The following is a 23,246-nucleotide window of genomic DNA, read 5'->3' as shown; positions in this document are numbered from 1 at the left end:
CCTTTTTTCATCCGCGATGCGGCTGCGGTGCGGCCCTGAACACCAGCGCCAACCCCAGCAGAATGGCCCCCATTCCCAGCAAGCCGGTGCGCGACAGCTGATTACCGAGGAACAGGTAATCCATCCCCACGGTCACCACCGGCACCAGGTAGAACAGACTGGTGACGTTCACCAGATTGCCGGTCTGGATCATGCGGTACAGCAGCAGCTGCGCCGCCACCGAGATCACCAGACCCAACCACAGCACCGGAATGATGAAGCCCGTCACCGCTTCCAGGCGGATCGGCTGGAACGGCACGAACGCAAGGCACAGCAGCAGGCTGACCCCGTACTGGGTCGGCAGCACCTCCACCGGGCTCTGGCGAACGCGCTGCTGCAGGATCGCACCCACTGTCATGCACAGCAGCGCGCCGAGGGCGAAGAGCATCCCGGCGACTGAGAAACGTGCCAGCACCAGACTCTGGAATACCACCGCGGCCAACCCGGCCAGTGCCACCAGTAATCCCAGCAGACGCAGCGGCGAGAAGCGTCGTTCGAGGAGCAACAGGGTGAGAATCGGCTGCACGCCAAGCAGCGTCGCGATCACACCCGGCGTCACGCCATGGGCCATGGCCTGGAAATAGCAGATCGAATAACAGCCGATCATCAGCAGCCCGGTCGCCGCCGTCTGCCAAGCAGCGCCAAGCGCTGGCCGCCAGCGCCTACGGTAGAGGCCGATAAGCAGAACTGCAGTCAGCGCGAGAGCAAAGCGCACGATCAGCAGGGCGAAAGGGGTAGTCCCCAGCGGGTGAAGATGGCCGCACCGCCCCACAGCAATACGAACACAGTCATGACGCCATAGGACGTCCACAACGATTTGTTGAAAGTCATCAGTGATTACCTGTCGAAGCGAAACAGGCTCCAGCGAACGCCGAAAGCGTGCGCGCACCGACCCGGAAGGATCGGAAGCGAAAACCGGAGCTGCGAAATGTGGGCGGATCAGCCCAGCGCAACCGCCTGTGGAGGTGGTGGCGCGATTGCCAGATCGGCAACGACAGAGGGAGGTGGAGCGATTGCGCACAGCCGGGCCGCGCCGAGATCGGCTGGCTTCATGGGTAACAGGCTGTGAGCAGTGGAAGACATTGGGTCAACGGCCGGACGGCGGTATGGAGAAGGAAAACTAGCAGAGCCAGGCCCGCCGGGTAAAGCGAGCCTGACGAGCGTCACGGCAGGCGAAATCAGCGCAAGCCGTTTAGCCGCACTTGGAGTTGCCGCAGTTCAGGCAGGTGGCGCAGCCGTCCATCTGCACCACGGCCTGGGTATTGCACTTGTTGCACAGCTGCGCGCCGGCCGGGAAACCCTCGCCCGGCTCGACCGCCACCGCGCCCTGGCTGGCTTCGTAGGCGGCGCGCTTCTCGGCCAGGTACTTGAGCTGGGTTTCGTCCAGCGCATGACCTTCGAGCATGCCGATGGCGATCAGATGGCGCTCCAGCACCGCACCGATCTCGGCCACGATCGACGGCATGTAGACGCCGCCCTTCTTCAGGTAGCCGCCGCGCGGATCGAACACCGCCTTCAGCTCCTCGACCAGGAAGGTGCAGTCGCCACCCTTGCGGAACACCGCAGACATGATGCGGGTCAGCGCCACGATCCACTGGAAGTGGTCCATGTTCTTCGAATTGATGAATATCTCGAACGGCCGGCGCTGCTCGTGCGGGGTGCCGGCGTTGAGCACAATGTCGTTCACGGTGACGTACAGCGCGTGTTCGAACAGCGGCGACTTGATCTTGTAGGTCATGCCGATCAGGGTTTCCGGACGCTGCAGGCTCTCGTCCATTTCCACCACATTGACGGCCTTGCTCGCCTTGTTATCGGTGCTGGCGGCAGCGGCCGCGGGGCGTTCGAGGGCCTCGTCGACGACCTTGAAGCCCTTGATGCGCTGGGTGATCTTTACGGTCATTGTGCAGATTCTCCTGCCGGGCGCAGCGATGGCCCGGCGCTTATACGATTGGCAGTTCGGTTCAGTACTTGCCGTAATAGCCTTCTTTGAGGGCGTCGAACAGGTTGGCGGCGGTGTTCACCTCGCCGTCGTACTCGACCTCCTGGTTGCCCTTGAGCTCGACCACGCTGCCGTCCTCCAAAGTGAAGCGGTACAGGGTCTTTTCCAGATCGGCTTCCTTGACCAGCACGCCCTGGAAGGCCGCCGGATTGAAGCGGAAGGTGGTGCAGCCCTTGAGGCCCTGGCGCCAGGCGTAGCGGTAGATGTCCTTGAACGCCTCGAATGGATAATCGGTCGGCACGTTGGCGGTCTTGGAGATAGACGAATCGACCCAGCGCTGCGCGGCGGCCTGGATATCCACGTGCTGGGTCGGGCTGACATCATCGGCGGTGATGAAGTAGTCCGGCAGCTTCTCGCCCGGCTCGTCGGAGCCCGGCTTGGCGCGCTCGTTGATCAGCGTGCGATAGGCCAGCAGCTCGTAGCTGAACACCTCGATCTTCTCCTTGGCCTTGCGGCCCGGACGGATCAGGTTGCGCGAGTAGTGATGGGCGAAGCTCGGCTCGATGCCGTTGGAGGCGTTGTTGGCCAGGCTCAGGCTGATGGTGCCGGTAGGCGCGATCGAGCTGTGGTGGGTGAAGCGCGCGCCCTGCTCGGCCAGCGCCTCGATCAGCTCGGGCGCGTACTCGGCGATCTTCTGCATGTAACGCGAATACTTGGCGTGCAGCACGCGACCGGCAATCTGGTCGCCGACCTTGTAACCGTCCTTGGCCATCTCCGGACGCTTGCGCAGCATTTCGGCGGTGACTTCGAAGGTCTGGCTCAGCAACGGTGCCGGACCCTTCTCCTTGGACAGCTCCAGCGCCTGCTCCCAGCCGACCAGCGCCATCTCGCGGGCGACTTCCTCGGTAAACACGCAGGCTTCCGGGCTGCCATAGCGCAGCTTGAGCAATGTCAGGGTCGAGCCGAGACCGAGGAAACCCATACCATGGCGGCGCTTGCTTTCGATCTCGTGGCGCTGCTGCTCCAGCGGAAGGCCGTTGATCTCGACGACGTTATCGAGCATGCGGGTGAAGACACGCACCACCTCGCGGTACTTGTCCCAGTCGAAGCGCGCGTCCGCACCGAACGGGTCGATCACGAAGTTGGTCAGGTTGATCGAGCCCAGTAGACACGACCCGTACGGCGGCAGCGGCTGCTCACCACAGGGGTTGGTCGCACGGATCGCTTCGCACCACCAGTTGTTGTTCAGCTGGTTGACGCGGTCGATGAGGATGAAGCCCGGCTCGGCGTAGTCATAGGTGGAGACCATGATCATGTCCCACAGATGCCGCGCCTTGACCCGCCCGTAGATCTTGCAGGCAACCAGCCCATCGTCGCGCACGATATAGCCGTCATGCACCGGCCATTCGCGCCAGAGCACATGCTCGGCGTCCGCCAGGTCGAGCTCGGCGGCTTCCTTGGCGTGCACCGGGAAGATCAGCGGCCACTCGCCGTCGACCTCCACCGCCTGCATGAATTCATCGGTGATCAACAGGCTGAGGTTGAACTGGCGCAGTCGGCCGTCTTCGCGCTTGGCGCGGATGAACTCGCGCACATCCGGATGGCCGACATCAAAGGTGCCCATTTGCGCGCCGCGGCGGCCGCCGGCCGAACTCACGGTGAAGCACATCTTGTCGAAGATATCCATGAACGACAGCGGGCCGCTGGTGTGCGCACCGGCACCCGAGACGAAGGAGCCGCGCGGACGCAGGGTGCTGAACTCGTAGCCGATGCCGCAACCGGCCTTGAGCGTCAGACCGGCCTCGTGGACCTTGCCGAGGATGTCATCCATCGAGTCGGTGATCGAACCCGAGACAGTGCAGTTGATGGTCGAGGTAGCCGGCTTGTAATCCTGCGCGCCGGCGTTGGAGATGATCCGTCCGGCCGGGATGGCGCCGTTGCGCAGCGCCCAGAGGAAACGCTCGTGCCAGTGCTCGCGCTGCTTGGCCGGCTCGACGTCAGCCAGGGCGCGGGCGACGCGCTGCCAGGTGGCGTCGACGCTGTCATCGATCGGCGTGCCGTCCTTGCTGGTCAGACGGTATTTCTGTGCCCAGATATCTTCGGAAGCCGCCTGCAGGGCGATGCTGGAAGTGCTCTTGCTGTCTGCCGCGATGGGCCCGTCCGTCTTCGCCATGCGCTGCGCATCCTCGTGCCGAAAGTGGGAGAAAAGAAGCTCGCACGATAGGCGAATTCGACAGGCGCCGTACATGATGCATATCAAACTAGGCAACGCGAACGACGACTGGTGTCAGGCACCGGCACCAAGCGTACGCCAGAAACGAAAAAACCCGCCAAGAGGCGGGTTCTTTCTTCAAGGGCCGATCAATTACTTGATCTTGGCTTCCTTGTAGATCACGTGCTTGCGTACGACCGGATCGAATTTCTTGATTTCGATCTTGTCGGGGGTGGTGCGCTTGTTCTTGTCGGTGGTGTAGAAGTGGCCGGTACCGGCGCTGGACACCAAACGGATCAGGTCACGCATGATTGCTCTCCTTAAACCTTTTCGCCGCGGGCGCGCAGCTCGGACAGAACGACGTCAATGCCGCGCTTGTCGATGATGCGCATGCCTTTGGCACTCAGGCGCAGACGGACGAAGCGGTTCTCCGACTCGACCCAGAAGCGATGATGCTGCAGGTTCGGCAGGAAACGACGACGGGTTTTGTTCATTGCGTGGGAAACGTTGTTCCCGGTTACCGGACCCTTACCGGTAACTTGACAGACTCTCGACATGCCTCAGCCCTCTAAAACCACATGCCCAACCCGGCATGGGTTGGCCGCTTGAATTCACTTGTCAGTTCGGCGCTCAGCGCCACGTTTCATGGGGGTCTTACCGGCCACGTTGCGAACGAAGATACCGGGCCCCTAGAAAAGAGCGCTGCTTTATATCAGAAACCCCCTAGGGCAACAAGCGCGGATTGAAATTTCCGCCCGACTGCCGTGCCTTCGAGAGTTGCTGCCCGATGCCGACCGGGGCCTGAGCACTGCAGCCCGTTCGTCAGCTCACCACCTATATATAGGTGGCAATCAACCTGCGCTGCCCCGCGCCTCGTCGCGCAGCTGCCGACGCAGCAACTTGCCCACGGCTGTCTTCGGCAGCTCGTCGCGCAGCTCGAGATAGCTCGGCATCTTGTAGCCGGTGAGGTACTGCCGGCAATGCTCGAGCAACGCCTGCTCGTCGGCCGCATCGTCCTTGAGGCTGACGAAGACCTTCACTGCCTCACCCTTGCGCGCATCCGGTACGCCGACCGCCACGCATTCACGCACGGATGGATGCTGCATCAGCACATCCTCGATCTCGTTGGGAAAGACGTTGAAGCCGGAGACCAGGATCATGTCCTTCTTGCGATCGACGATCTTCACGAAGCCCGCGGCACCCAGCAAGGCGATGTCGCCGGTCTTCAGCCATCCCTCGGGCGTGAGCACCTTGGCCGTCTCGTCCGGTCGCTGCCAGTAGCCCTGCATCACCTGCGGACCGCGCAGCCATAGCTCGCCCGGCATTTCCGGCGCTACGTCGTTGCCCTCGTCATCCACGGTGCGCAGCTCGGTTTCGATCAGCGCCTGGCCGATGTAGCCCTCGCGGTAAGGGCTGAGCTGTGTACCGGTCGCCACAACAGGCGAGGCCTCGGTCAGGCCGAAACCTTCGCGGATCGGCGCACCGGTCAGTGCCTGCCAGCGACGCCCGACTTCACTGTTGAGCGGCGCGCCGCCGGACGTCGCCCACTTTAGATTGGAGAAATCGATGCTGCGAAACTCCGGGTGATTCATCAGCCCGACGAACAGCGTGTTGATGCCGCTGAGCAGGCTGAACGGATAGCGCTGCATGGCACCGATGGTTTCGTCCAGATTGCGCCCGTCCCGGATGAATACGGTGTGCAGGCCCATACCCACCGAACTCAGGCAGTTCGTAGCAAACGCCATGATGTGATACAGCGGCAGCGGCGCGATGCGCACGTCCTTTTCAGGCTCCAGCAGACCCGGCTTGTCGAACAGCTCGATGGTCTGCAGCACGTTGGCTAGCAGATTGCGGTGACTGAGCATCGCACCCTTGGAAACGCCGGTCGTACCGCCGGTGTACTGCAACAACGCCAGCCGGTCGAGGCCTGCTTCGCGTTCCAGAGGCGGGCTTTCCGCCCCCAGCCGCAGGGCCTGCATGAAGCGCTCTGTTCCCGGCTCCTGGCTGTCATAGACAGGCGCCTGCAGATCCTCGACGCCGGTAAGGATGACGTGCTCCAGCTCGGTGTCCGCCTGCACCGCGCGTACCAGCGGCAGCAGCCGATCGAGCACAAGGATCGCCCTGGCGCCGGAATCGCGAACTGATGGCGGGCTTCGGCGGCCGTGTACTGCGGATTGGTATTGACGATCACCAGCCCGGCCTTGAGTGCGCCAAACACGGCGATGGGATAATGCAACGAATTGGGCAGCTGCAGCGCCAGCCGGTCACCGGGCTGCAGCCCGGCGTGATGCCGCAGGTAGCGCGCGAACGCGTCGGCAAGACTGCCCAGCTCGGCGTAGGTGAGGTGGTCGTCGCCACAGGAAAATGCCGCGCGCTGCGGATGCTTCGCGCAGGCCTGAGCCAGCAGGTCATGGACGTTCTGGTAGCCGCCACGGGCGAGTTCGGTAGCCACGTAGCCTTGCACGGAAGCGGACATCGACATTCTCCAAAATGAATTATTGTTTTACTGTGCGAAACTGGATGTCGAATCCGATAGTAGTAGATCGCTTTTTCCGTCGCAATGATCGCCAATGGCCGCACTGCCCGGCGTCGGGCGATCTGCTATCGTTCGCCACCGCTGCCCACTAGCCAGACAGACCGAGACCATGAGCGACGACATCGAAGACACCGGCACTCCCAAGGATCGCAAGTTCGTCGAGGCCCTCGCACGCGGGCTGGACGTGCTGCGTGCCTTCACCCATGGCTCGGTGGTGATGGGTAATCAGGACATCGCACGCATCACCGGGCTGCCAAAGCCCACCGTGTCGCGCATGACCTACACGCTGACCAAGCTCGGCTACCTCAGCTATTCGCAGCAGCTGGAGAAGTACCAACTCGACTCCGGTGTGCTGGCGCTCGGCTACGCCTACGTTTCCAACCTGCGCGTGCGCCAGCTGGCCAAGCCGTACATGGACGAGTTCGCCCGCCGCACCAACACCACCGTGGGCCTGACCTGCCGCGACCGGCTGTCGATGATCTACGTGGAGAATTGCCGCCCGGCCGAGGTCACCACCCTGCGCATGGACGCCGGCGTGCGTCTGCCGCTGGCCATCACCGCCGCTGGCCGCGCCTTTCTCGCCGCCACCCCGGAGAAGGAACGCGAGCATCTGATGGCCGCTCTGGCCAGCAAGTACGGTGATGACTGGGCCGCCATCGAGGCTTCGCTGCACGCCTCGTTCGAGGAGTTCGTGCAGCACGGCTTCTGCCTGTCGCTCGGCGACTGGGACCGCAACGTGATGGCCGCCGGTGTGCCGCTGCACCTGGCCGACGGCAGCATCATGGTGCTCACCTGCGGCGCGCCGTCATTCCAGCTCAGCGAGGAAACCCTGAAGAACTCGCTGGCCCACCAGCTGGAAATGCTCGCTCGGGATATCGAAAGCCTCGGCGTCTGATCGTCAGGCCCTGACGCTGGCCCAGGCGATGTCCGCGAGCAGCTCGCGGCAGTCGGCCAGCGCGGTGCGGGAACGTCCCGCCAGCCAGTTGCGCGCCATGTCATGGCAGGGTCCGATCACCACCGCGAGAAAGCAGTCGCCGGGCATCCGCCGAAAGGCTCCGCTTTCCCGGTGACGGCGCAGGATCGCCCCGACCCGCTCGCCGTGGGTGCGATTGACCTCGCGGAGCTGCTCACCCATCTCCCCCGCCTCGACCCGCCCGCGGTTGTGCAGAACGAAGCGCGCCCAGTCCGGGTTCGCCACCACCCAGTCGATGTAGCTGGTGACGAACAGCCGGACGCAGGCCTCGGCATCGAGCGTCTCGATCAGGCCGGCTTCCAGCAGCGCAGCGTACTCGCCGATGCCTTCCAGATACAGCGCGGCGATGATCCGCTCACGATTGCCGAAATGGTGATAGAGGCTGCCGATGCTGGCGCCGGAACGGTCGCGGATCATCTCGATGGTGGTCGCCTCCACGCCGAACTCGGTGAAACAGGCGAGAGCGGCCTGAAGGATTTCCTGCTTGCGGCTACTACGGGCCATCCGGCCTCCAGTCTGAACTAGAATATTTTTCTAGAATTATCTTCTACCCTTCGTATACTGCACCGATCGCAGCAATCGCAGAAGCGCGGAGAACAACAAGATGGCGACGATACAGGTTGAAGAACGCTCCATCGACAACGGCAACGGCCATGCCCTGTCCAGCTACTGGTATCAGCCGAGCAGCCTGCCATGCGGCGTCGTGCTGATCGCGCCGGCGATGGGCGTGCCGCAGCGCTTCTACACCGACTTCGCCAACTGGCTGGCCGGCCAGGGCTACTTGGCGGTGACCTTCGATTACCTGGGCATGGGCCGCTCGCGGCGGGTGCCGCTCCGCCAGTTGAACGTCGATATCCTCGACTGGGCGCGCCACGACTGCAGCGCGGTGCTCGCCGCGGCGGCCGAGGTTGCCGGTGAGCTGCCGCTGTACTGGATCGGCCACAGTGTCGGCGCGCAGATCCTGCCGCTGGTCAACGGCCATGAGCGCCTGACCCGCATCGTCACCATTGCCGCTGGCAGCGGCTACTGGCGCGAGAACAGCCCGCAGATCCGCAACAAAGCCTGGCTGCTCTGGCATGGTCTGGCGCCCGTACTGACCGCCGTGGCCGGCTACTTCCCGGGCGGTCGTATCGGAGCGGTCGGCGACCTGCCCGCCGGGGTGATTCGCCAGTGGCGGCGCTGGTGCCTGCATCCGGACTACCTGGTCGGTGTCGAGGGCGAGCCCATGCGCCAGGCCTTCGCAGCCGTGCGCACGCCCCTGACCTCGCTGTCCTTCAGCGACGACGAAATGATGTCGGCGCGCAACACTGAATCCCTGCATGGCTTCTACAGCTCGGCACCGAAAACCATGCAGCGCATCGCGCCCGCGGAAATCGGCGCCACGCGGATCGGCCACTTCGGCTTCTTCCGTCGCGGCTTCGCCGACAACTTGTGGACGCCGCGCTTGTTGCCGGAGCTGATGCCGAGCCAACACCAAACGGTGGCCTGACTCCAAGCGCATTAATTTCGCAGAGCGGAACACTGCTAGCATATTTCGAAACATATGCGAGGGTTATTCACCTTGCCGGATGGCTGATCTCCGACAAAAGTGAGGATGGGCTGGTTACAGCCCTCCTCGCCAATGGAGCCTTGCCATGCACAACAACAATAACGGCTACCCCTCGCAAACCCGCGCCTGGGTCACGGTCGCCATCCTCATGCTCGCCTATGTGCTGTCCTTCGTCGATCGGCAGATCCTCAACCTGCTGGTCGAGCCGATCCGCCGCGACCTGGGCATCACCGACACCCATATGAGCCTGCTGATGGGCTTCTCCTTCGCGGTGTTCTACACCATCTGCGGCGTGCCCATCGGACGCCTGGCCGACCGCAAGAGCCGCCGCGGCATCATCGCCATCGGCGTGCTGGTGTGGAGCCTGATGACCGCGCTGTGCGGTACCGCGCGGACCTTCTGGCAGTTTCTCGTGTTCCGCATCGGCGTCGGTGTCGGCGAGGCCGCACTGTCGCCCTCGGCCTATTCGCTGATCGCCGACAGCTTCCCGCCCAAGCTGCGCGGCACCGCCATGAGCGTCTATTCGATGGGCATCTACATCGGCTCCGGTCTGGCCTTTCTGCTCGGCGGGCTGGTGGTCAAGTTCGCCTCGGCCCAAGGTGATGTGGAGCTGCCGGTGCTCGGCATGGTCCGACCCTGGCAGCTGATCTTCCTCGTGCTCGGTGCAGCCGGCGTGCTGTTCACCGCCGTGCTCTTGCTGATCCGCGAGCCGTCGCGCAAGGGCGTCGGCGCCGGCGTCGAGGTGCCACTCAGCGAGGTGGCGGGCTATATCCGCCAGAACCGCCGCACCGTGCTGTGCCACAACTTCGGCTTCGCCTGCCTGGCCTTCGCCGCCTACGGCAGTTCGGCGTGGATTCCGACATTCTTCATCCGCACCTACGGCTGGTCGGCCAGCGACGTCGGCGTGCTCTACGGCTCGGTGGTGGCAGTGGCCGGCTCGATCGGCATCATCGCCGGCGGGCGGCTGTCGGACCTGCTGCACCGCCGCGGTTATCGCGACGCACCGCTGCGCGTCGGCATCATCTCCGCCGCGCTGACCCTGCCGCTCAATCTCGCCTACATGGCCGGCACCGGCGAACTGGCGCTGGCGCTGATCGCCCTGCACGTCTTCACCATCGCCATGCCCTTCGGCGTCGGTCCGGCGGCGATTCAGGAAATCATGCCCAATTCCATGCGTGGCCAGGCGTCGGCGGTGTACCTGTTCGTCATCACCATGGTCGGCCTGGGCATCGGCCCGACCGCTGTGGCGCTGGGCACCGATTTCGTCTTCGGCGACGACAACGCCCTGCGCTACTCGCTGCTGATCGTCACCGGCGTTGCGCTGGTCGGCGCGATAGTCCTGCTCGGCATGGGCCTCAAGCATTACCGCGGCAGCCTGGAACGGCTGCAGGAATGGAAGCCGCAGGGTGCGGCGCCAGTCGGGGCAGAGGCGAAACCGGCCTGATCGGACGCGGGACGTCAGGCGCAGGGTGGATCACGCTTTACCGATCCACCGCCCCACCCAGCCGCCGTGCCGACCCGCCGCGTGTGGTGAAGCGCGCCAACCGCCCTACCGGACTGTTCGCATACCCGGCTTAGCACCGGAGCCAAGGAACGTCGCGGATAAGTCCGCTCCCACAGCACAATCACCGCAACGGTATCCACCGCCCACAAAAAACCCGCTCCTGAGAGCGGGTTTTTTCATGCTGCAGGCGGGACGATCAGGCCACCTGCATCAGCTTCGCATAGGCCTTCAGGTGATGGTCGTCGTCACCGAACTGGTGGGCGATCATCACCAGGCGCTTGGCGTGGTGGGCGAGGTTGTATTCCCAGGTCATGCCGATGCCGCCGTGCAGCTGGATGGCTTCCTCGGCCACCTTGCGCGCGGCGCGGGCGCAGATGTACTTGGCGGCGGCGATGATGCGACGGCGCTCGTCGTTGTCTTCGCCATCGGCAAAGGTCGCGGCGAGGATCGCCATGCTGGTGGCCTGCTCCAGCTCGGTCTGCATGTCCACCATGCGATGCTGCAGAACCTGGAACTTGCCGATCGGTACACCGAACTGCTTGCGGGTCTTCAGGTAGTCGAGGGTCAGCTTGCAGGCCTCATCCATGCTGCCCAGGGCGTCGGCACACTGCGCGGCAATGGCACGGCCCTGCTGGTAACGCAGTGCTGGGAGCGCGTTGCCGACTTCGCCGAGCACGGCGTCAGCGCCCACCTGCACGTTGTCGAGGAACAGCTCGCAGCCCTTACGCCCATCAATGGTCGGGTAGACGCGGCGGCTGACGCCCTGAGCGCCCGGGTCGACCAGGAACAGGCTGATACCCGCTTCGTCACGGCTGTCGCCGGCCGTGCGCGCAGAGACGATGATCTGCCCGGCGCTGTGTCCACCGATGACAACTGCCTTGCGTCCGGACAGGCGATAACCGCCGTCGACCGCTTCGGCTTTGGTCTGCACGTCGTGGAGGTTGTAGTGGCTCTGCGGCTCATCGAAGGCCACCGCCAATTGCAGCGAACCGGCCGCGACCTGCGGCAGCAGATCTTCTTTCTGCGCGTCGCTGCCCAGCTGGCTGAGCAGGCCGCCGCCATAGATAACCGATTGCAGATACGGCTCCAGCGTCAGACCGCGACCAAGTTCGGTCATGACCAGCATGGTTTCCACGCCGCCGCCGCCAAAGCCGCCGATCTCTTCGGCGAACGGTACGGCGGTCAGGCCCAGCTCGCCCAGTTGCCCCCAGAACTCGGCGGAAAAGCCCAGCTCCGACTCGCTGAATTTCTCGCGCTGCTCGAACGGGTAGGCGTCGCGCACCAGGCGCGCCGCGGTGTCTTGCAGCATTTGCTGCTCTTCAGTCAGTTTGAAGTCCATTGCGGTGCCCCCTTACAGCTCGAGAATCATCTTCGAGACGATGTTCTTCTGGATTTCGTTGGAGCCGCCGAAGATCGACAGCTTGCGCATGTTGAAGTAGTCGCCGGCCAGCGACGCGCTGTAATCGGCGTGCAAGAGCTCGCCGTCGTAGTCCAGCTGCATTTCCTCTTCGAGGAACGGCAACGCGTAGGGGCCAATGACCTTGCGCAACAGGTGAGTGATCGCCTGGCGAATCTCGGTGCCCTTGACCTTGAGAATCGACGACTCGGCACCGGGCACGCCGCCTTCTTTCGCCGCGGCGAGGATGCGCAGGGTGCTCATCTCGATGGCCATCAGCTGCATCTCGACCTCCGCGACCTGAGCGCGGAACAGCGGGTCTTCAAGCATCGGCTTGCCGTCGCAAACTTCCTTCATCGCGATGCGCTTCAGATGCGCCAACACCGCCTTCGAAGAGCCGATGCCGGCAAGGCCCGTGCGCTCGTGGGTCAGCAGGTACTTGGCGCAGGTCCAGCCCTGGTTTTCCTCGCCGACGAGGTTCTCCACCGGCACGCGGACGTTGTCGAAGAAGACTTCGTTGACCTCGTGGTCGCCGTCCAGGGTGATGATCGGCCGCACGCTGATGCCCGGGCTCTTCATGTCGATCAGCAGGAAGCTGATGCCGCGCTGCTGCTGGGCCTCGGGGTCGGTGCGCACCAGGCAGAAGATCATGTTGGCGTGCTGACCAAGGGTGGTCCAGGTCTTCTGGCCGTTGACCACGTAGTGGTCGCCGTCACGCACGGCGCGGGTCTTCAGGCTCGCCAGGTCGGAGCCGGCACCGGGCTCGGAATAGCCCTGGCACCACCAGTCCTCGCCGGAGAGGATGCGCGGCAGGTAGTGGTCGATCTGCTGCTGGGTGCCGAACTTGATGATCACCGGGGCGACCATGTTGACGCCGAAGGGCACGGTACGCGGCGCCCCGAAGGCGGCGCACTCCTCGTCGAAGATGTGCTTTTCCACCGGGCCCCAGGTGGTGCCGCCCAGCTCCACCGGCCAGCCCGGCGCATACCAGCCGCGCTTGACCAGGATCTGCTGCCAGCGCTGGTGATCTTCCTTGGACATGTGCTTGCCGAGCTTGACCTTGGCGGCGATATCCGCCGGCAGCTCGCTTTTCAGGAAGGCGCGCACTTCATCGCGGAAGGCGAGCTCTTCGGCCGTGTAGTTGACGTTCATGGATGAATCCTCGATATCCGATCGGCAGAGTGCAGGCGGGCGGTGCTCATTGCCCGGCCTGCCATTCGGTGAAGGTGCGGCCTTCGGCGGCCAGTTTTTCCAGCAGTGGCGCCGGTTTCCACCAGTCGCCGCAACGTGTGTGCAGTTCCTTGACCCGCGCCAGCACGGTGTCCAGCCCAACGCTGTCGGCATAGAACATCGGTCCGCCGCGGAAGGCCGGGAAGCCGTAGCCGTTAAGGTAGATAACGTCGATATCGCTGGAGCGCTGGGCGATGCCTTCTTCAAGAATCTTGGCGCCCTCGTTGACCAGCGCAAAGATGCAGCGCTCGACGATGTACTGCTCGTCCAGAGCCTTTCGCTCGATGCCTTTCTCCTGCGACGCGGCTTCCAGCATAGGCGCGAGGTCGGGATTCTCCTGCGGTGTGCGGTTGCCCGGCTCGTAGCGGTAGTAGCCGGCGCCAGTCTTCTGCCCGAGCATGCCGGCGGCGCAGAGCTTGTCGGACACGGTGGGGAAATCCAGGTGCGCCGGCAACGTCGCGCGCTGACGCTTGCGGATCGCCTGGCCGATATCGAGACCGGACAGATCACGCATGGCGAACGGCCCCATGGCCATGCCGAAGTTTCGCAGCGCACCGTCGACCTGTCCTGGCGTGGCGCCCTCCTCCAAGAGGAATTCCGCCTCGCGGCCGTACTGGAAGACCATGCGGTTACCAACGAAGCCGTCGCAGACGCCGACCACCACCGAAACCTTCTTCAGCTGCTTGCCGATCGCCATGGCAGTGGCGAGCACTTCATCGCTGGTCCGCTCGCCACGCACCACTTCCAGCAAACGCATGACGTTGGCTGGGCTGAAGAAATGCAGGCCGACCACATCTTCCGGGCGCTTGGTGAAAGCCGCGATGGCGTCCAGATCAAGCGAGGAAGTGTTGGAGGCGAGAATCGCGCCGGGCTTGCAAATGGCATCCAACTGCTCGAAGACCTGCTGCTTGACGCCCATTTCCTCGAAGACCGCTTCGACCACCACGTCGGCATCAGCCAGCGCAGCGTACTCGGTCACGCCCTCGATCAGCGCGAGGCGCTGCTCCATCGCGTCTTCGGTCAGGCTGCCGCGCTTGACGCTCGCCGCGTAGGTGTCGCGGGCGCGCTGCAAGCCGCGTTGCAGCGCCTCCTCATTGATTTCCAGCAGCTTCACCGGCACACCGGCATTGGCGAAGCTCAGCGCGATGCCGACACCCATGGTGCCGCCACCGATCACCGCGGCGGTCTTGATCGTGCGCGGTTTCACGTCGGAGGGCAGATCGTTGATCTTGCCCGCCTCGCGTTCGGCGAAGAATGAATGGACCAAGGCACCCCGCTGTGGCGAGTTCAGGCACTCGGCGAACAGCTCACGCTCACGCTTGAGGCCCTCGGTCAGCGGCAGCTTTGTCGCGGCCTCGACCGCCGCAATGCAGCGCAGCGGCGAGAACAGCCCGGGCATGCGCTTGGCGACTTCTGCGTGCTTGGCGCGGATCAGCGCCTCGTTGTCGACGCCTTCGAGGCCATAGGTCTGTTCACCCGTGCGGCGCGGGCCGCGGCCTTCGCCTACCAGCCGACGCGCATAAGCCAGGCCGGCCTCGCGCAGATCACCCTCGAACAGCTCGTCGACGATGTGGTGCTCGACCGCCTCCGCCGCACCGATGGGTGAGCCACTGACAATCATGTCCAGCGCCTTCTCAACCCCTGCCAGACGCGGCAAGCGCTGAGTACCCCCGGCGCCGGGCAACAAACCCAGCTTCACTTCCGGCAGACCGACCTTGGCGTCCTGCCGGGCGATGCGGTAATGACAACCCAGCGCGACTTCAAGTCCGCCGCCCAGCGCAGTGCCATGGATCACCGCCACGCTCGGCTTGCTGCAGCCTTCGATAACCTCGATCACCTCCGGCAGGCTCGGCGCTTGCGGGGGCTTGCCGAACTCCTTGATGTCAGCGCCAGCAATAAAGGTATTGCCCTCGCACACCAGCGCCAAGGCACGGACCTGCTGGTCCGCTTCGGCGTGCTGAAAGGCCTTCAGCAGGCCTTCACGCACTGCCTGGCCAAGGGCGTTAACAGGTGGGTTGTTGACCGTGATCAGCGCGATATCGCCCTGAATTTCGAGCCGTACGACATCTGTCATGACTGGCCTCCGCTGTGTGAAATGCTGATTGGAATTGTAATTTCACGGAATCATGTTTCGCACAGCAGAATAAAGGAGTCACGTTACGCATGTCGATAGGCCGGCATTGCCCAGCAATCAGGCGGGGCAAAGGCGCGTAATGCGCGTCAGCGCTTGATATTGCCGGCAGCCGGGCCGGCGTCGGACAGCACTATCAGTCAGAGGAATGTCGCCGCCAAAGCGGGCACGGCGGTTTCAGCCGGAAACGGCATGCCGCGGGGCGCGAGCGAGCAGGTCGGGGTCGATACGCAGCAAACGCACCGTCCGCTCGCCGGAAAGGGAGGCGGGCTCGACGCCTTCCGGCAGATCGATCAGCAGTCGCGTCAGGTTGAGCACCAGCGCTTCGCGGCTGAGTGCGCCGGCGCCCAGGGCGTAGTAGGCCGCGATCACCTGGCGCAACTCCAGCGGCAGCGCCCATTGCGCGCGCAACGCCGAGCCAAAGCCTGCGGCCCGTTCCCGCAGGCAGCGCTGAAGACTCGACTCATCCAGCTCACCGCCACTGTCGAGCCAGTCCTGCAGGCTGCGTAATAGCGCCAGTTCACCGATGTTCCTCAGCAGGCCGGCGCTGAAGCAGAGCTCTCTGTCCAGCTTCAGCTGCCGCGCCAACCAGCTGGCCAGGCGTGCGGTGCGCAGCGCCTGCGCGCCAAGCTGCGCACCCAGTTCGGCCAGACGTGGCTCGATCAGCCGGGCGTTGTGCTGCAGCGCCAGCTCGGTCACCAGCTGGAGACTGCGCGCAGCGCCGAGCCGGCGCTGTGCCTCGCCCAGGCTGAGACATGGTGCGGCCTGTTGCGTACCGCTGCTGGCGACGCTGATCAGCCGCGCGGTCACCTGCGGGTCGCGGGTCAACAGCTCTTCGAGCTCGGCGAAATCCTGATCGCCGCTCTGCAGACGCTGCAGTGCCACCAGCACCCCCTCCTGCAGCGGAGCGCCGCGGTTATGCGGGCGCATGCGCTCGAGAAAACTGTCCACGCTGTCTGTCGATGCGGGCGTCGTTATCCCTGCACGACCGGCCGAACGCGGCAGCAGCTTGTCCAGGCGCTGGCGCAGGTCGTCGAGATCATAGGGTTTGCCTAGGTAGGCGGCGGGTGCCAGCGGCAGCACGGTGCGTACGCTGGCGGTATCGGTGCGCGCGCTGATCAGCACGCAGGGCAGGCGCTGGGTCGGACCGTGACGACGCAGTTCGCGCAGCAGTTGGCGGCCATCAAGGCCATCCAGCTCACCATCGACAATCAACAGGCTGGGCACCTGACGCTTGCACAGTTCCAGCGCGGCATGCCCATCGGCCGCTGGCTGCACGCGCATACCGGGGCGCAGTTCGCGCACCAGCTGACAAAGCTGATCCGCGCGCCAGGGCTCGTTGTAGGCAACCAGAACGAATGAAACTTGGGCGGAGATGCTCACTGCACTGCTCGCTGGAGATGTCACCACAGCCTAGCGACGGTGTAGGTAGATGGCGAAAGATCCTTGAGAGGGATCGCGCCAGTGGGGGCGCGATTCTGCACGGACCTATAGCAAACAGCCAGCCTCGGCCCCTGAGGCCAGCTGTCGCAGGTGGCTCAGATGCCCATGCAGAGATACTTGATCTCCAGGTAATCCTCGATGCCGTACTTCGAGCCCTCGCGGCCGAGACCGGAGGACTTCACGCCGCCGAACGGCGCCACTTCGGTAGAGATCAGTCCGGTATTGATGCCGACCATGCCGTACTCCAGCGCCTCGGCGACGCGGAACACCCGGCCCAGATCGCGCGCGTAGAAGTAGGAGGCCAGGCCGAACTCGGTGTCGTTGGCCTTGGCGATCGCATCGGCCTCGTCCTTGAAGCGGAACAGCGGCGCCAACGGGCCGAAGGTCTCTTCCTTGGCCACCTTGGCGCTGTCCGGCACGTCGACCAGCACGGTCGGCTCGAAATAGCTGCCGCCAAGCGCATGGGCCTGGCCGCCCGCCACCAGTCGCGCGCCCTGGGCGACGGCATCCTCGATATGCTCGCGGACTTTGGCGGCAGCGCGATCGTCGATCAGCGGGCCGAGATCCGTGCCCTCCTCCAGGCCATTACCGACCCGCAGCCTGGCCACCGCCGCCTGAAACTTCTCGGCGAAGGCGTCATACACGCCATCCTGCACATAGATGCGATTGACGCAGACACAGGTCTGCCCGGCATTGCGGTACTTGGACTGCACGGCACCCTTCACCGCCTCGTCCAGATCGGCGTCGTCGAAGACGATGAACGGCGCATTGCCACCGAGCTCCAGCGAGACCTTCTTGATCCCCGGCGCGCACTGCTCCATCAGCTTGGCACCCACTTCGGTGGAGCCGGTGAACGAAATCTTGCGGACCTTGGGGTTGGCGGTCAGCTCGTTGCCGATGTCGCCGGCCGAGCCGGTCACGACGCTGAGCACGCCCTTGGGAATCCCGGCGCGTTCGGCCAGCTCGACCATCGCCAGTGCCGAGAACGGCGTCTGCGAAGCGGGTTTGATCACCATGGTGCAGCCAGCTGCGAGTGCCGGGCCGGCCTTGCGGGTGATCATCGCTGCCGGGAAATTCCACGGGGTGATCGCCGCGGTCACGCCGATCGGCTGCTTGATGACGATGATGCGTTTGTCTTTCTGATGGCCGGGAATGGTATCGCCGTAGATGCGCTTGGCTTCCTCGGCGAACCACTCGATGAAGGAGGCGGCGTAGGCGATCTCGCCCTTGGCTTCGGCCAGCGGCTTGCCCTGCTCCAGGGTCATCAGGCGGCCAAGGTCGTCCTGGTTCTCCATCAAAAGCTCGAACCAGCGGCGCAGCTTCTGCGAACGCTCCTTGGCGGTAAGATCACGCCAGGCCGGCAGCGCACGCTCGGCGGCATCGACGGCGCGACGGGTTTCCGCGGCGCCCATCTTCGGCACCGTGCCAAGCGTTTCGCCGGTGGCCGGGTTGTTCACGCTGATGGTCTGGCCGCTGTCGGCATCGACCCAGGCGCCATCGATATAGGCCTGCTGACGGAACAGAGCGGTGTCTTTGAGTTGCATGGCAGTCTCCTCGGGCATCGTAGCGGCAGGCCCGCTGCGGAAAGTTTGGCTGATACGACGATCATCTGAACCGTCCTTAGCCGCCCGGTTCCTGTCGCCGCATTGCACTGCGAACGGCCATGCTAGGACCGCAGCCACTGGCCCGGCAAGCTCATGACGCATGACGTTGTCGCGCCATTGACCAGCCTGATACATCGCACGGCCTGTCACGACTTGTTACCCAAACCCTACTACTGGCCGGGGTATAGTTGCGCGCGAGCGGCCTCGGCCGCCGATAACCAAGGATCGATAAGGAGTTACCGTGAAAGCATTGATGACAGGCGCCGTGGCCGCCGCCCTGCTGGCCAGCACTGCCGTCCAGGCGCAGATGAAGCCGGAAGAGATGGTCGAAACCCGCCAGGCCGGCTACCAGTTCATGTCCTGGAACATGGGCAAGATCAAGGCCCAGGTAGTCGATGGCAAGGAGCCCTACGACCAGGCCAAGGTAGCTGCCGCTGCCAATGCCATCGCCGCCATCGCAAACTCCGGCATGGGCAGCCTGTACAGCCCGGACACCACCACCGAACAGCTGGGCAAGACGACTCGCCTGAAGCCTGAGTTCTTCCAGAATCTCGACGAAGCTGGGCGCATCGGTCGCGACTTCACCGCCGCCGCCAACCAGCTCGCCAAGGTCGCAGCGGAAGGCGACCAAGCCGCGATCAAGAAGGCCTTCGGTGACGTCGGCGGCAGCTGCAAGTCCTGCCACGACAAGTTCCGCGCCGACTGACCCGTCGCAGCCAGCCGACACCAACCCGTCGGCTGGCTTACCAGTCCAGGCTCGGTGCGACCGCGGCGGGTTCCGGCTCCAGCCAATCCCCTACCGCTTGCACACCCCATACGCAAGCCGCACCCAGCGCAATCGCCAGCACCGCCGCAAACAGCGAACCACCGCGGGCATCCTGCTGGGTCGGGTGCTCGCGCTGCGTTCTTCCTGCAATCATCGCGCGCACCAGCGGACGGCGCATCACCAGCGTGTAATAGATGATGGCCCCGATGTGCATGCCGATCAGCACCAGCAGCAGCCACTTTGCCTGCCGATGCAGGCCGCTCAGCGCGCTGCCGGTTTCGCTGCTGACCAACGTATAAAGCGGGCCCTGGAAGGCGATGTCATCGGTTGCCATCAAGCCGCTCGTCACCTGAAAGCTCACCAGCAGTAGCATGGCCAGCACCGAAAAAGCACCGAGCGGGTTGTGCCCGGCCTCGCGCCAGTTGCCCTGCAGATAATCCTTCACACCGACGGTTGCCGCGAAGATCCGCGACCAGCGTGCATAGGTCGACCCGACGAAGCCCCACACCAGACGAAATACCAGCAGCCCCAGCACCAGCAGACCGAGCCGGCCATGCCAGGGCATCAGATTGCCGCCCACCCAGCCGGTGACGACGGCTGCGATCACCGTCCCGGCGAACAACCAGTGAAACAGCCGCAGCGGCGCATCCCAGAGTTTGATATGGCCCGACATCTCCATCCCCTCGCCATCCGAACACCCACGGCCCCCGGCCGCGACACGCAGGGTACCAGCCGGCCCGGTGACAGGCAGCTGCGAAAAAGCCGCACCTGGACGTATCCGCCCGGCCGCACCAGCATGGACGCCCGTCAACGACATGCGTATGATTGCGCCCCGCAACGCATCCGTAGCTCAGCTGGATAGAGTACTGCCCTCCGAAGGCAGTGATCATCGAGTTGAGAAGGGTGCAGGCTAGTGGTCAAATAGTTCGCCGCAACACATACGCACCTGTAGCTCAGCTGGATAGAGTATTGCCCTCCGAAGGCAAGGGTCGTGGGTTCGAATCCCGCCAGGTGCGCCATATCCTCTTGATTCAATGGTTTTTTTCTAAGGCTTCGCCGCTTCCGCTGCTGAATCGGCGCCCTCCAGCAAAATTCCCTTGATGCCAGCTCTCAGGCTGCGATGAGCACTGCCCTCAGTGTCATCTAGCGGCGGCTTTTCAGGCTGTGCCAATTCTGTGCCCAAAGCGTGCCGCACGGTGAGATGGCATGCCGGTTACTTCGCAGAGATTGAGTATTAGCCACAATCGGGCACAACTCCCAACCCATCTGAAAGCACCTAAGCAGAAGGGGCCTTTCGGCCCCTTCGTTACTTTAGTTGTTGAGCATGCTCTCCAGCTTTTCGATCAGGAAGTCCAGCGGGCTGCGCCCCTCCAACCGTTTCTCGAAGACCTCATTACGGTGATAGGCGACCCAGGTATCGAGCGCCTGGCGGTTGTTCTTCTCGTAGCCGGAGCCAAGGATGCAGACCAGTTCATTGCCGTTGGGGCTCTCGAGGTAGTGGCTCATGGCAGAAGCCAAATGCTTCAAGTACTGGTGTTCACGAGCTTCTATCGCCGGATGCAGGTACGTGACGCTGCTGCGGTTGATCAATTTCATGTGAGTACTCCTCAGTCCTTCAAATTGGCTTGGATCAGATTGTCGAAGGCGCTTCCGTCACGTCGGGTCAAGTTAGGCACGTAGCGCGAGTAGACGCGGAACAGCATCTCTGTAGTTGTGTGGCCCATCTGCCGGGCAATCCACTCCGGGTTTTCGCCTGCAGCCAGCCAAAGGGTCGCAGCCGTATGGCGGGTCTGGTAAGGGCGTCGCTGGCGCAGCCCCAGATGACGCAGCAGCGGAAACCAAACCCTGTTGTTGATGTTGCGGTACGAAAAAGGCGTACCTTCCCGAGAACAGAAGACGAACTGACCACTCCCCGTCTTCTTCTGCTGATCGAGCAGGGCCTTGTACACCGGGCCAGACATGTCGATTTCGCGTTGCGAGCCGTCATTCTTCGTGTAGTCGAGCCGGCCACCGACCCAAGTTTCGCGGATAAGGATTTGCCGCCTCTGAAAGTCGACGAATTTCCACTGCAGGCCGTCGACTTCTCCCGTGCGCATCCCGGTGAAGAAGCGCACCGTGTAGTAGTTGCGGAAGTCCTCGCGCACGGCACCGAGAATCTGCAGCACTTCATCCAGAGTGAACGGCTCCACATCGGTCTTGGGAACCTTCAGCGATTTGATGTTGAGGTACGGTGAAGTAAACTCAAACCGGTCAGCCGCCTCACTAAGGATCATGCGCAATGGCGTCATGATGTGGTTGATTCGCGTCGCTGACAGAGCCTGCCCCTTCAGCCCGGGAACTTTGCCGAGTGCCGAGCGGAAGGACAGGATTTCTGCCTTGGTGATGGCGCTGACTTCTTGTCTGCCGAATGTTGGTAGCAGGTATTTATCAAGGGTCTGACGTACCGTCGTTGTATGTGTGTCGCGCCACTCCACACGCTTTTCGTCGAACCAGCGTTCGGCGAAGTCCCTAAATGGTGGAGTCTTCAATATCGCGCAGCCAGCCCGCAGTCTTGCGAACTCCTGAACCTTGCTGCTTTGCGGAAAGTAAGTGGCATAGTCGAAGCTTCCCAGCGTGATTTCTGCCTCGATACGCTCAAGGATTTTCTCCAGCTTTTTTCGATTGGCCGGCGTATCAGGCAACGTGGTTTGCTCACGGCAGCGTTTGTCCAGATAAGTGAAGTCGAAGAACAACTTCTCGTTGTCGGCACGGGCACGAATCTTACCCATGGCAAATGCCTCCGCCGGCCATAGGTATCAAACTGGAGGTGCGGGAATGCTTCTGCATGTCCTTTTCGATGGCCTCCCAAATGAACAGGATCTTTCGACCACCAAACGGGCGGAAGTAATGGATGCCTTCGAGCAGTACCGAGTCCTTCAGGCGGTTACGGATGGTGCGCACGTCGTACTTCATACGCGTGGCCAGCTCCTCGGTGGTCAGATAGGTGTGAGACATAGCAATGCCCTCTCTGCTAAATTGAACGACAGCGGATTCTTATGAGCTCCTGATAGCTCATAATGATCTCCTGAAGATCAATATAACGCTCATTTTGGGCTTTGCAAGTACAAAATGATCTCTAGAAGATCATTTTTTGGAGATTGAGATGGTCAAGTGCCATTTATCTCGCCTACTCGGTGAGCGGAAATTGAAGATAAGTGACGTGGTTAGGGACACGGGGATCAACCGCGGAACCCTCACGCGGCTCTATCACGAGACCGCGCAACGGGTGGAGCTCAAGGACCTGGAGACGATCTGCCAGTACCTGAACTGTGAGGTGGGTGAGTTGCTGGAACTGCAGGATGATCCGGAGGGCTGAATGCCCTCCGGACTTGGTCAGGCACGGAAATGCCAGTCGATGGAAGCCATCAGCATCAGGTAGCGCAGGGCTGCGCCGGAGTGATGGTTCTGCTTAGCCTCACCCTTCAGTTCAAGTTTCGCCCTGATGCCCAAATGTGGATTCGCTACATCGCTATTCTCTGGCGCGTGCTGACTGAACGGCCGACGAGTGTTTCCGAATTGCTGACGCCAGTATGTTGGCGCTGATGGAAAATTGACCCACCCTGCCGATTGAAATTTGACCCAGGGCGGATTGCTGATTTTGTTACCAGCAACTGTGGATAAGTCTACCAGCGCAGCTGCTTTTGCCCCCACTCCTTCGCTAGCCCAGTTCAGTTGTTTAAGACCTGCCACACGCAGCCACGTAGCAGGCCGTCGTCGCCATGAAATCAGAACGGCTCATCGTCCTCCGGTTCCTGGCCGCCCTTACGCTTTCGCTCCCGTGATTTGATCTTGGCCTGGGCCGCCAAGCTACTGTGTTGCAGGCGATAGGACTCGTTACCGGTTTCGACGATGTGGCAGTGGTGGGTCAGCCGATCCAGCAGGGCG

At 63.1% G+C, this 23,246-nt stretch carries 21 protein-coding genes, 1 tRNA gene and 2 pseudogenes; 6 read left to right on the top strand and 18 right to left on the bottom strand.

Going from position 1 to position 23,246, the window contains the following annotated elements:
- Nucleotides 1-7: 7 nt before the first annotated feature.
- From BM275_RS17420 to BM275_RS17395, 6 genes and pseudogenes are all read right to left on the bottom strand, one after another.
- A pseudogene (locus BM275_RS17420) lies at nt 8-870 on the bottom strand (DMT family transporter).
- Between the two features lie 361 nt (nt 871-1,231).
- On the bottom strand, nt 1,232-1,939 hold the full coding sequence (locus tag BM275_RS17415) for a TSCPD domain-containing protein (RefSeq protein ID WP_003284183.1): 708 nt from the start codon (nt 1,937-1,939) through the stop codon (nt 1,232-1,234).
- A gap of 61 nt (nt 1,940-2,000) precedes the next feature.
- Complete coding sequence (locus BM275_RS17410) at nt 2,001-4,151, bottom strand: adenosylcobalamin-dependent ribonucleoside-diphosphate reductase (protein WP_023444204.1); 2,151 nt, start codon at nt 4,149-4,151, stop codon at nt 2,001-2,003.
- Between the two features lie 192 nt (nt 4,152-4,343).
- Nucleotides 4,344-4,499, bottom strand: a complete 156-nt coding sequence (rpmG, locus tag BM275_RS17405) for a 50S ribosomal protein L33 (protein ID WP_003284185.1) — start codon at nt 4,497-4,499, stop codon at nt 4,344-4,346.
- Nucleotides 4,500-4,510: 11 nt separating this feature from the next.
- Entirely contained in the window at nt 4,511-4,747 is a 237-nt protein-coding gene (gene rpmB, locus BM275_RS17400; protein WP_003284186.1) for a 50S ribosomal protein L28, read from the bottom strand.
- A gap of 294 nt (nt 4,748-5,041) precedes the next feature.
- Nucleotides 5,042-6,666: pseudogene (locus BM275_RS17395) on the bottom strand (AMP-binding protein).
- A gap of 169 nt (nt 6,667-6,835) precedes the next feature.
- Here BM275_RS17395 and BM275_RS17390 point away from each other — a divergent pair.
- Nucleotides 6,836-7,621, top strand: a complete 786-nt coding sequence (locus BM275_RS17390; protein WP_090522550.1) for an IclR family transcriptional regulator — start codon at nt 6,836-6,838, stop codon at nt 7,619-7,621.
- Between the two features lie 3 nt (nt 7,622-7,624).
- On the opposite strand, the gene BM275_RS17385 is transcribed toward BM275_RS17390, so the two are convergent.
- Nucleotides 7,625-8,203 (bottom strand): TetR/AcrR family transcriptional regulator, encoded by a 579-nt coding sequence (locus BM275_RS17385; protein ID WP_015278855.1) that lies wholly within the window; start codon nt 8,201-8,203, stop codon nt 7,625-7,627.
- Between the two features lie 100 nt (nt 8,204-8,303).
- Between BM275_RS17385 and BM275_RS17380 the strand changes: the two genes are divergently transcribed.
- Both BM275_RS17380 and BM275_RS17375 read left to right on the top strand, forming a co-directional pair.
- Nucleotides 8,304-9,188: an alpha/beta hydrolase family protein gene (locus BM275_RS17380; RefSeq protein ID WP_090522548.1), complete on the top strand. Its 885-nt coding sequence runs from the start codon at nt 8,304-8,306 to the stop codon at nt 9,186-9,188.
- Nucleotides 9,189-9,333: 145 nt separating this feature from the next.
- Nucleotides 9,334-10,692 (top strand): spinster family MFS transporter, encoded by a 1,359-nt coding sequence (locus tag BM275_RS17375; RefSeq protein WP_090522546.1) that lies wholly within the window; start codon nt 9,334-9,336, stop codon nt 10,690-10,692.
- A 256-nt stretch (nt 10,693-10,948) separates the two neighbouring features.
- Here the strand turns inward: BM275_RS17375 and BM275_RS17370 are convergent, their stop codons facing one another.
- The 5 genes from BM275_RS17370 to gabD all read right to left on the bottom strand — a co-directional run bounded on the left by BM275_RS17370 (nt 10,949) and on the right by gabD (nt 18,496).
- Nucleotides 10,949-12,091 (bottom strand): acyl-CoA dehydrogenase family protein, encoded by a 1,143-nt coding sequence (locus tag BM275_RS17370; RefSeq protein WP_090522544.1) that lies wholly within the window; start codon nt 12,089-12,091, stop codon nt 10,949-10,951.
- 12 nt (nt 12,092-12,103) lie between these two features.
- Nucleotides 12,104-13,300, bottom strand: coding sequence for an acyl-CoA dehydrogenase family protein (locus tag BM275_RS17365; RefSeq protein ID WP_090522542.1), 1,197 nt, complete (start codon nt 13,298-13,300; stop codon nt 12,104-12,106).
- Between the two features lie 46 nt (nt 13,301-13,346).
- On the bottom strand, nt 13,347-15,452 hold the full coding sequence (locus BM275_RS17360; RefSeq protein WP_090522540.1) for a 3-hydroxyacyl-CoA dehydrogenase NAD-binding domain-containing protein: 2,106 nt from the start codon (nt 15,450-15,452) through the stop codon (nt 13,347-13,349).
- 234 nt (nt 15,453-15,686) lie between these two features.
- On the bottom strand, nt 15,687-16,892 hold the full coding sequence (locus BM275_RS17355; RefSeq protein ID WP_090522538.1) for an HDOD domain-containing protein: 1,206 nt from the start codon (nt 16,890-16,892) through the stop codon (nt 15,687-15,689).
- Between the two features lie 155 nt (nt 16,893-17,047).
- Nucleotides 17,048-18,496, bottom strand: a complete 1,449-nt coding sequence (gene gabD / locus BM275_RS17350; protein WP_003282461.1) for an NADP-dependent succinate-semialdehyde dehydrogenase — start codon at nt 18,494-18,496, stop codon at nt 17,048-17,050.
- Nucleotides 18,497-18,809: 313 nt separating this feature from the next.
- Between gabD and BM275_RS17345 the strand changes: the two genes are divergently transcribed.
- Entirely contained in the window at nt 18,810-19,262 is a 453-nt protein-coding gene (locus tag BM275_RS17345; RefSeq protein WP_003282462.1) for a c-type cytochrome, read from the top strand.
- 37 nt (nt 19,263-19,299) lie between these two features.
- Here BM275_RS17345 and BM275_RS17340 read toward each other — a convergent pair whose 3' ends face one another.
- The gene (locus tag BM275_RS17340; RefSeq protein WP_080902073.1) at nt 19,300-20,001 is read right to left on the bottom strand and encodes a cytochrome b/b6 domain-containing protein; all 702 of its coding nucleotides are present in this window, start codon (nt 19,999-20,001) and stop codon (nt 19,300-19,302) included.
- A gap of 263 nt (nt 20,002-20,264) precedes the next feature.
- Here BM275_RS17340 and BM275_RS17330 point away from each other — a divergent pair.
- Nucleotides 20,265-20,341 (top strand) — tRNA-Arg (locus BM275_RS17330).
- Nucleotides 20,342-20,633: 292 nt separating this feature from the next.
- On the opposite strand, the gene BM275_RS17325 is transcribed toward BM275_RS17330, so the two are convergent.
- Genes BM275_RS17325 through BM275_RS17315 form a run of 3 tightly spaced genes read right to left on the bottom strand, consistent with a single transcriptional unit; the run spans nt 20,634 to nt 22,316 of the window.
- On the bottom strand, nt 20,634-20,918 hold the full coding sequence (locus BM275_RS17325) for a hypothetical protein (RefSeq protein ID WP_090522536.1): 285 nt from the start codon (nt 20,916-20,918) through the stop codon (nt 20,634-20,636).
- An 11-nt stretch (nt 20,919-20,929) separates the two neighbouring features.
- Nucleotides 20,930-22,090: an Arm DNA-binding domain-containing protein gene (locus BM275_RS17320; RefSeq protein ID WP_003282465.1), complete on the bottom strand. Its 1,161-nt coding sequence runs from the start codon at nt 22,088-22,090 to the stop codon at nt 20,930-20,932.
- Complete coding sequence (locus BM275_RS17315; protein WP_003282466.1) at nt 22,083-22,316, bottom strand: hypothetical protein; 234 nt, start codon at nt 22,314-22,316, stop codon at nt 22,083-22,085. Before BM275_RS17315 ends, BM275_RS17320 begins: the two co-directional genes overlap by 8 nt.
- 148 nt (nt 22,317-22,464) lie before the next feature.
- Between BM275_RS17315 and BM275_RS17310 the strand changes: the two genes are divergently transcribed.
- Nucleotides 22,465-22,677, top strand: coding sequence for a helix-turn-helix domain-containing protein (locus tag BM275_RS17310; protein ID WP_003282467.1), 213 nt, complete (start codon nt 22,465-22,467; stop codon nt 22,675-22,677).
- Between the two features lie 17 nt (nt 22,678-22,694).
- On the opposite strand, the gene BM275_RS22465 is transcribed toward BM275_RS17310, so the two are convergent.
- Together BM275_RS22465 and BM275_RS17300 are read right to left on the bottom strand one after the other, a co-directional pair.
- Complete coding sequence (locus BM275_RS22465; protein WP_244153887.1) at nt 22,695-23,051, bottom strand: hypothetical protein; 357 nt, start codon at nt 23,049-23,051, stop codon at nt 22,695-22,697.
- A 35-nt stretch (nt 23,052-23,086) separates the two neighbouring features.
- Nucleotides 23,087-23,246 (bottom strand): ATP-binding protein (locus tag BM275_RS17300; protein ID WP_034083057.1); only part of this gene is annotated, 160 nt, incomplete at its 5' end.

It is taken from the genome of Stutzerimonas kunmingensis, assembly GCF_900114065.1.
In the GTDB taxonomy this organism is placed as follows: Bacteria; Pseudomonadota; Gammaproteobacteria; order Pseudomonadales; family Pseudomonadaceae; genus Stutzerimonas; species Stutzerimonas kunmingensis.
This window is presented reverse-complemented; position numbering and strand designations above follow the sequence as displayed.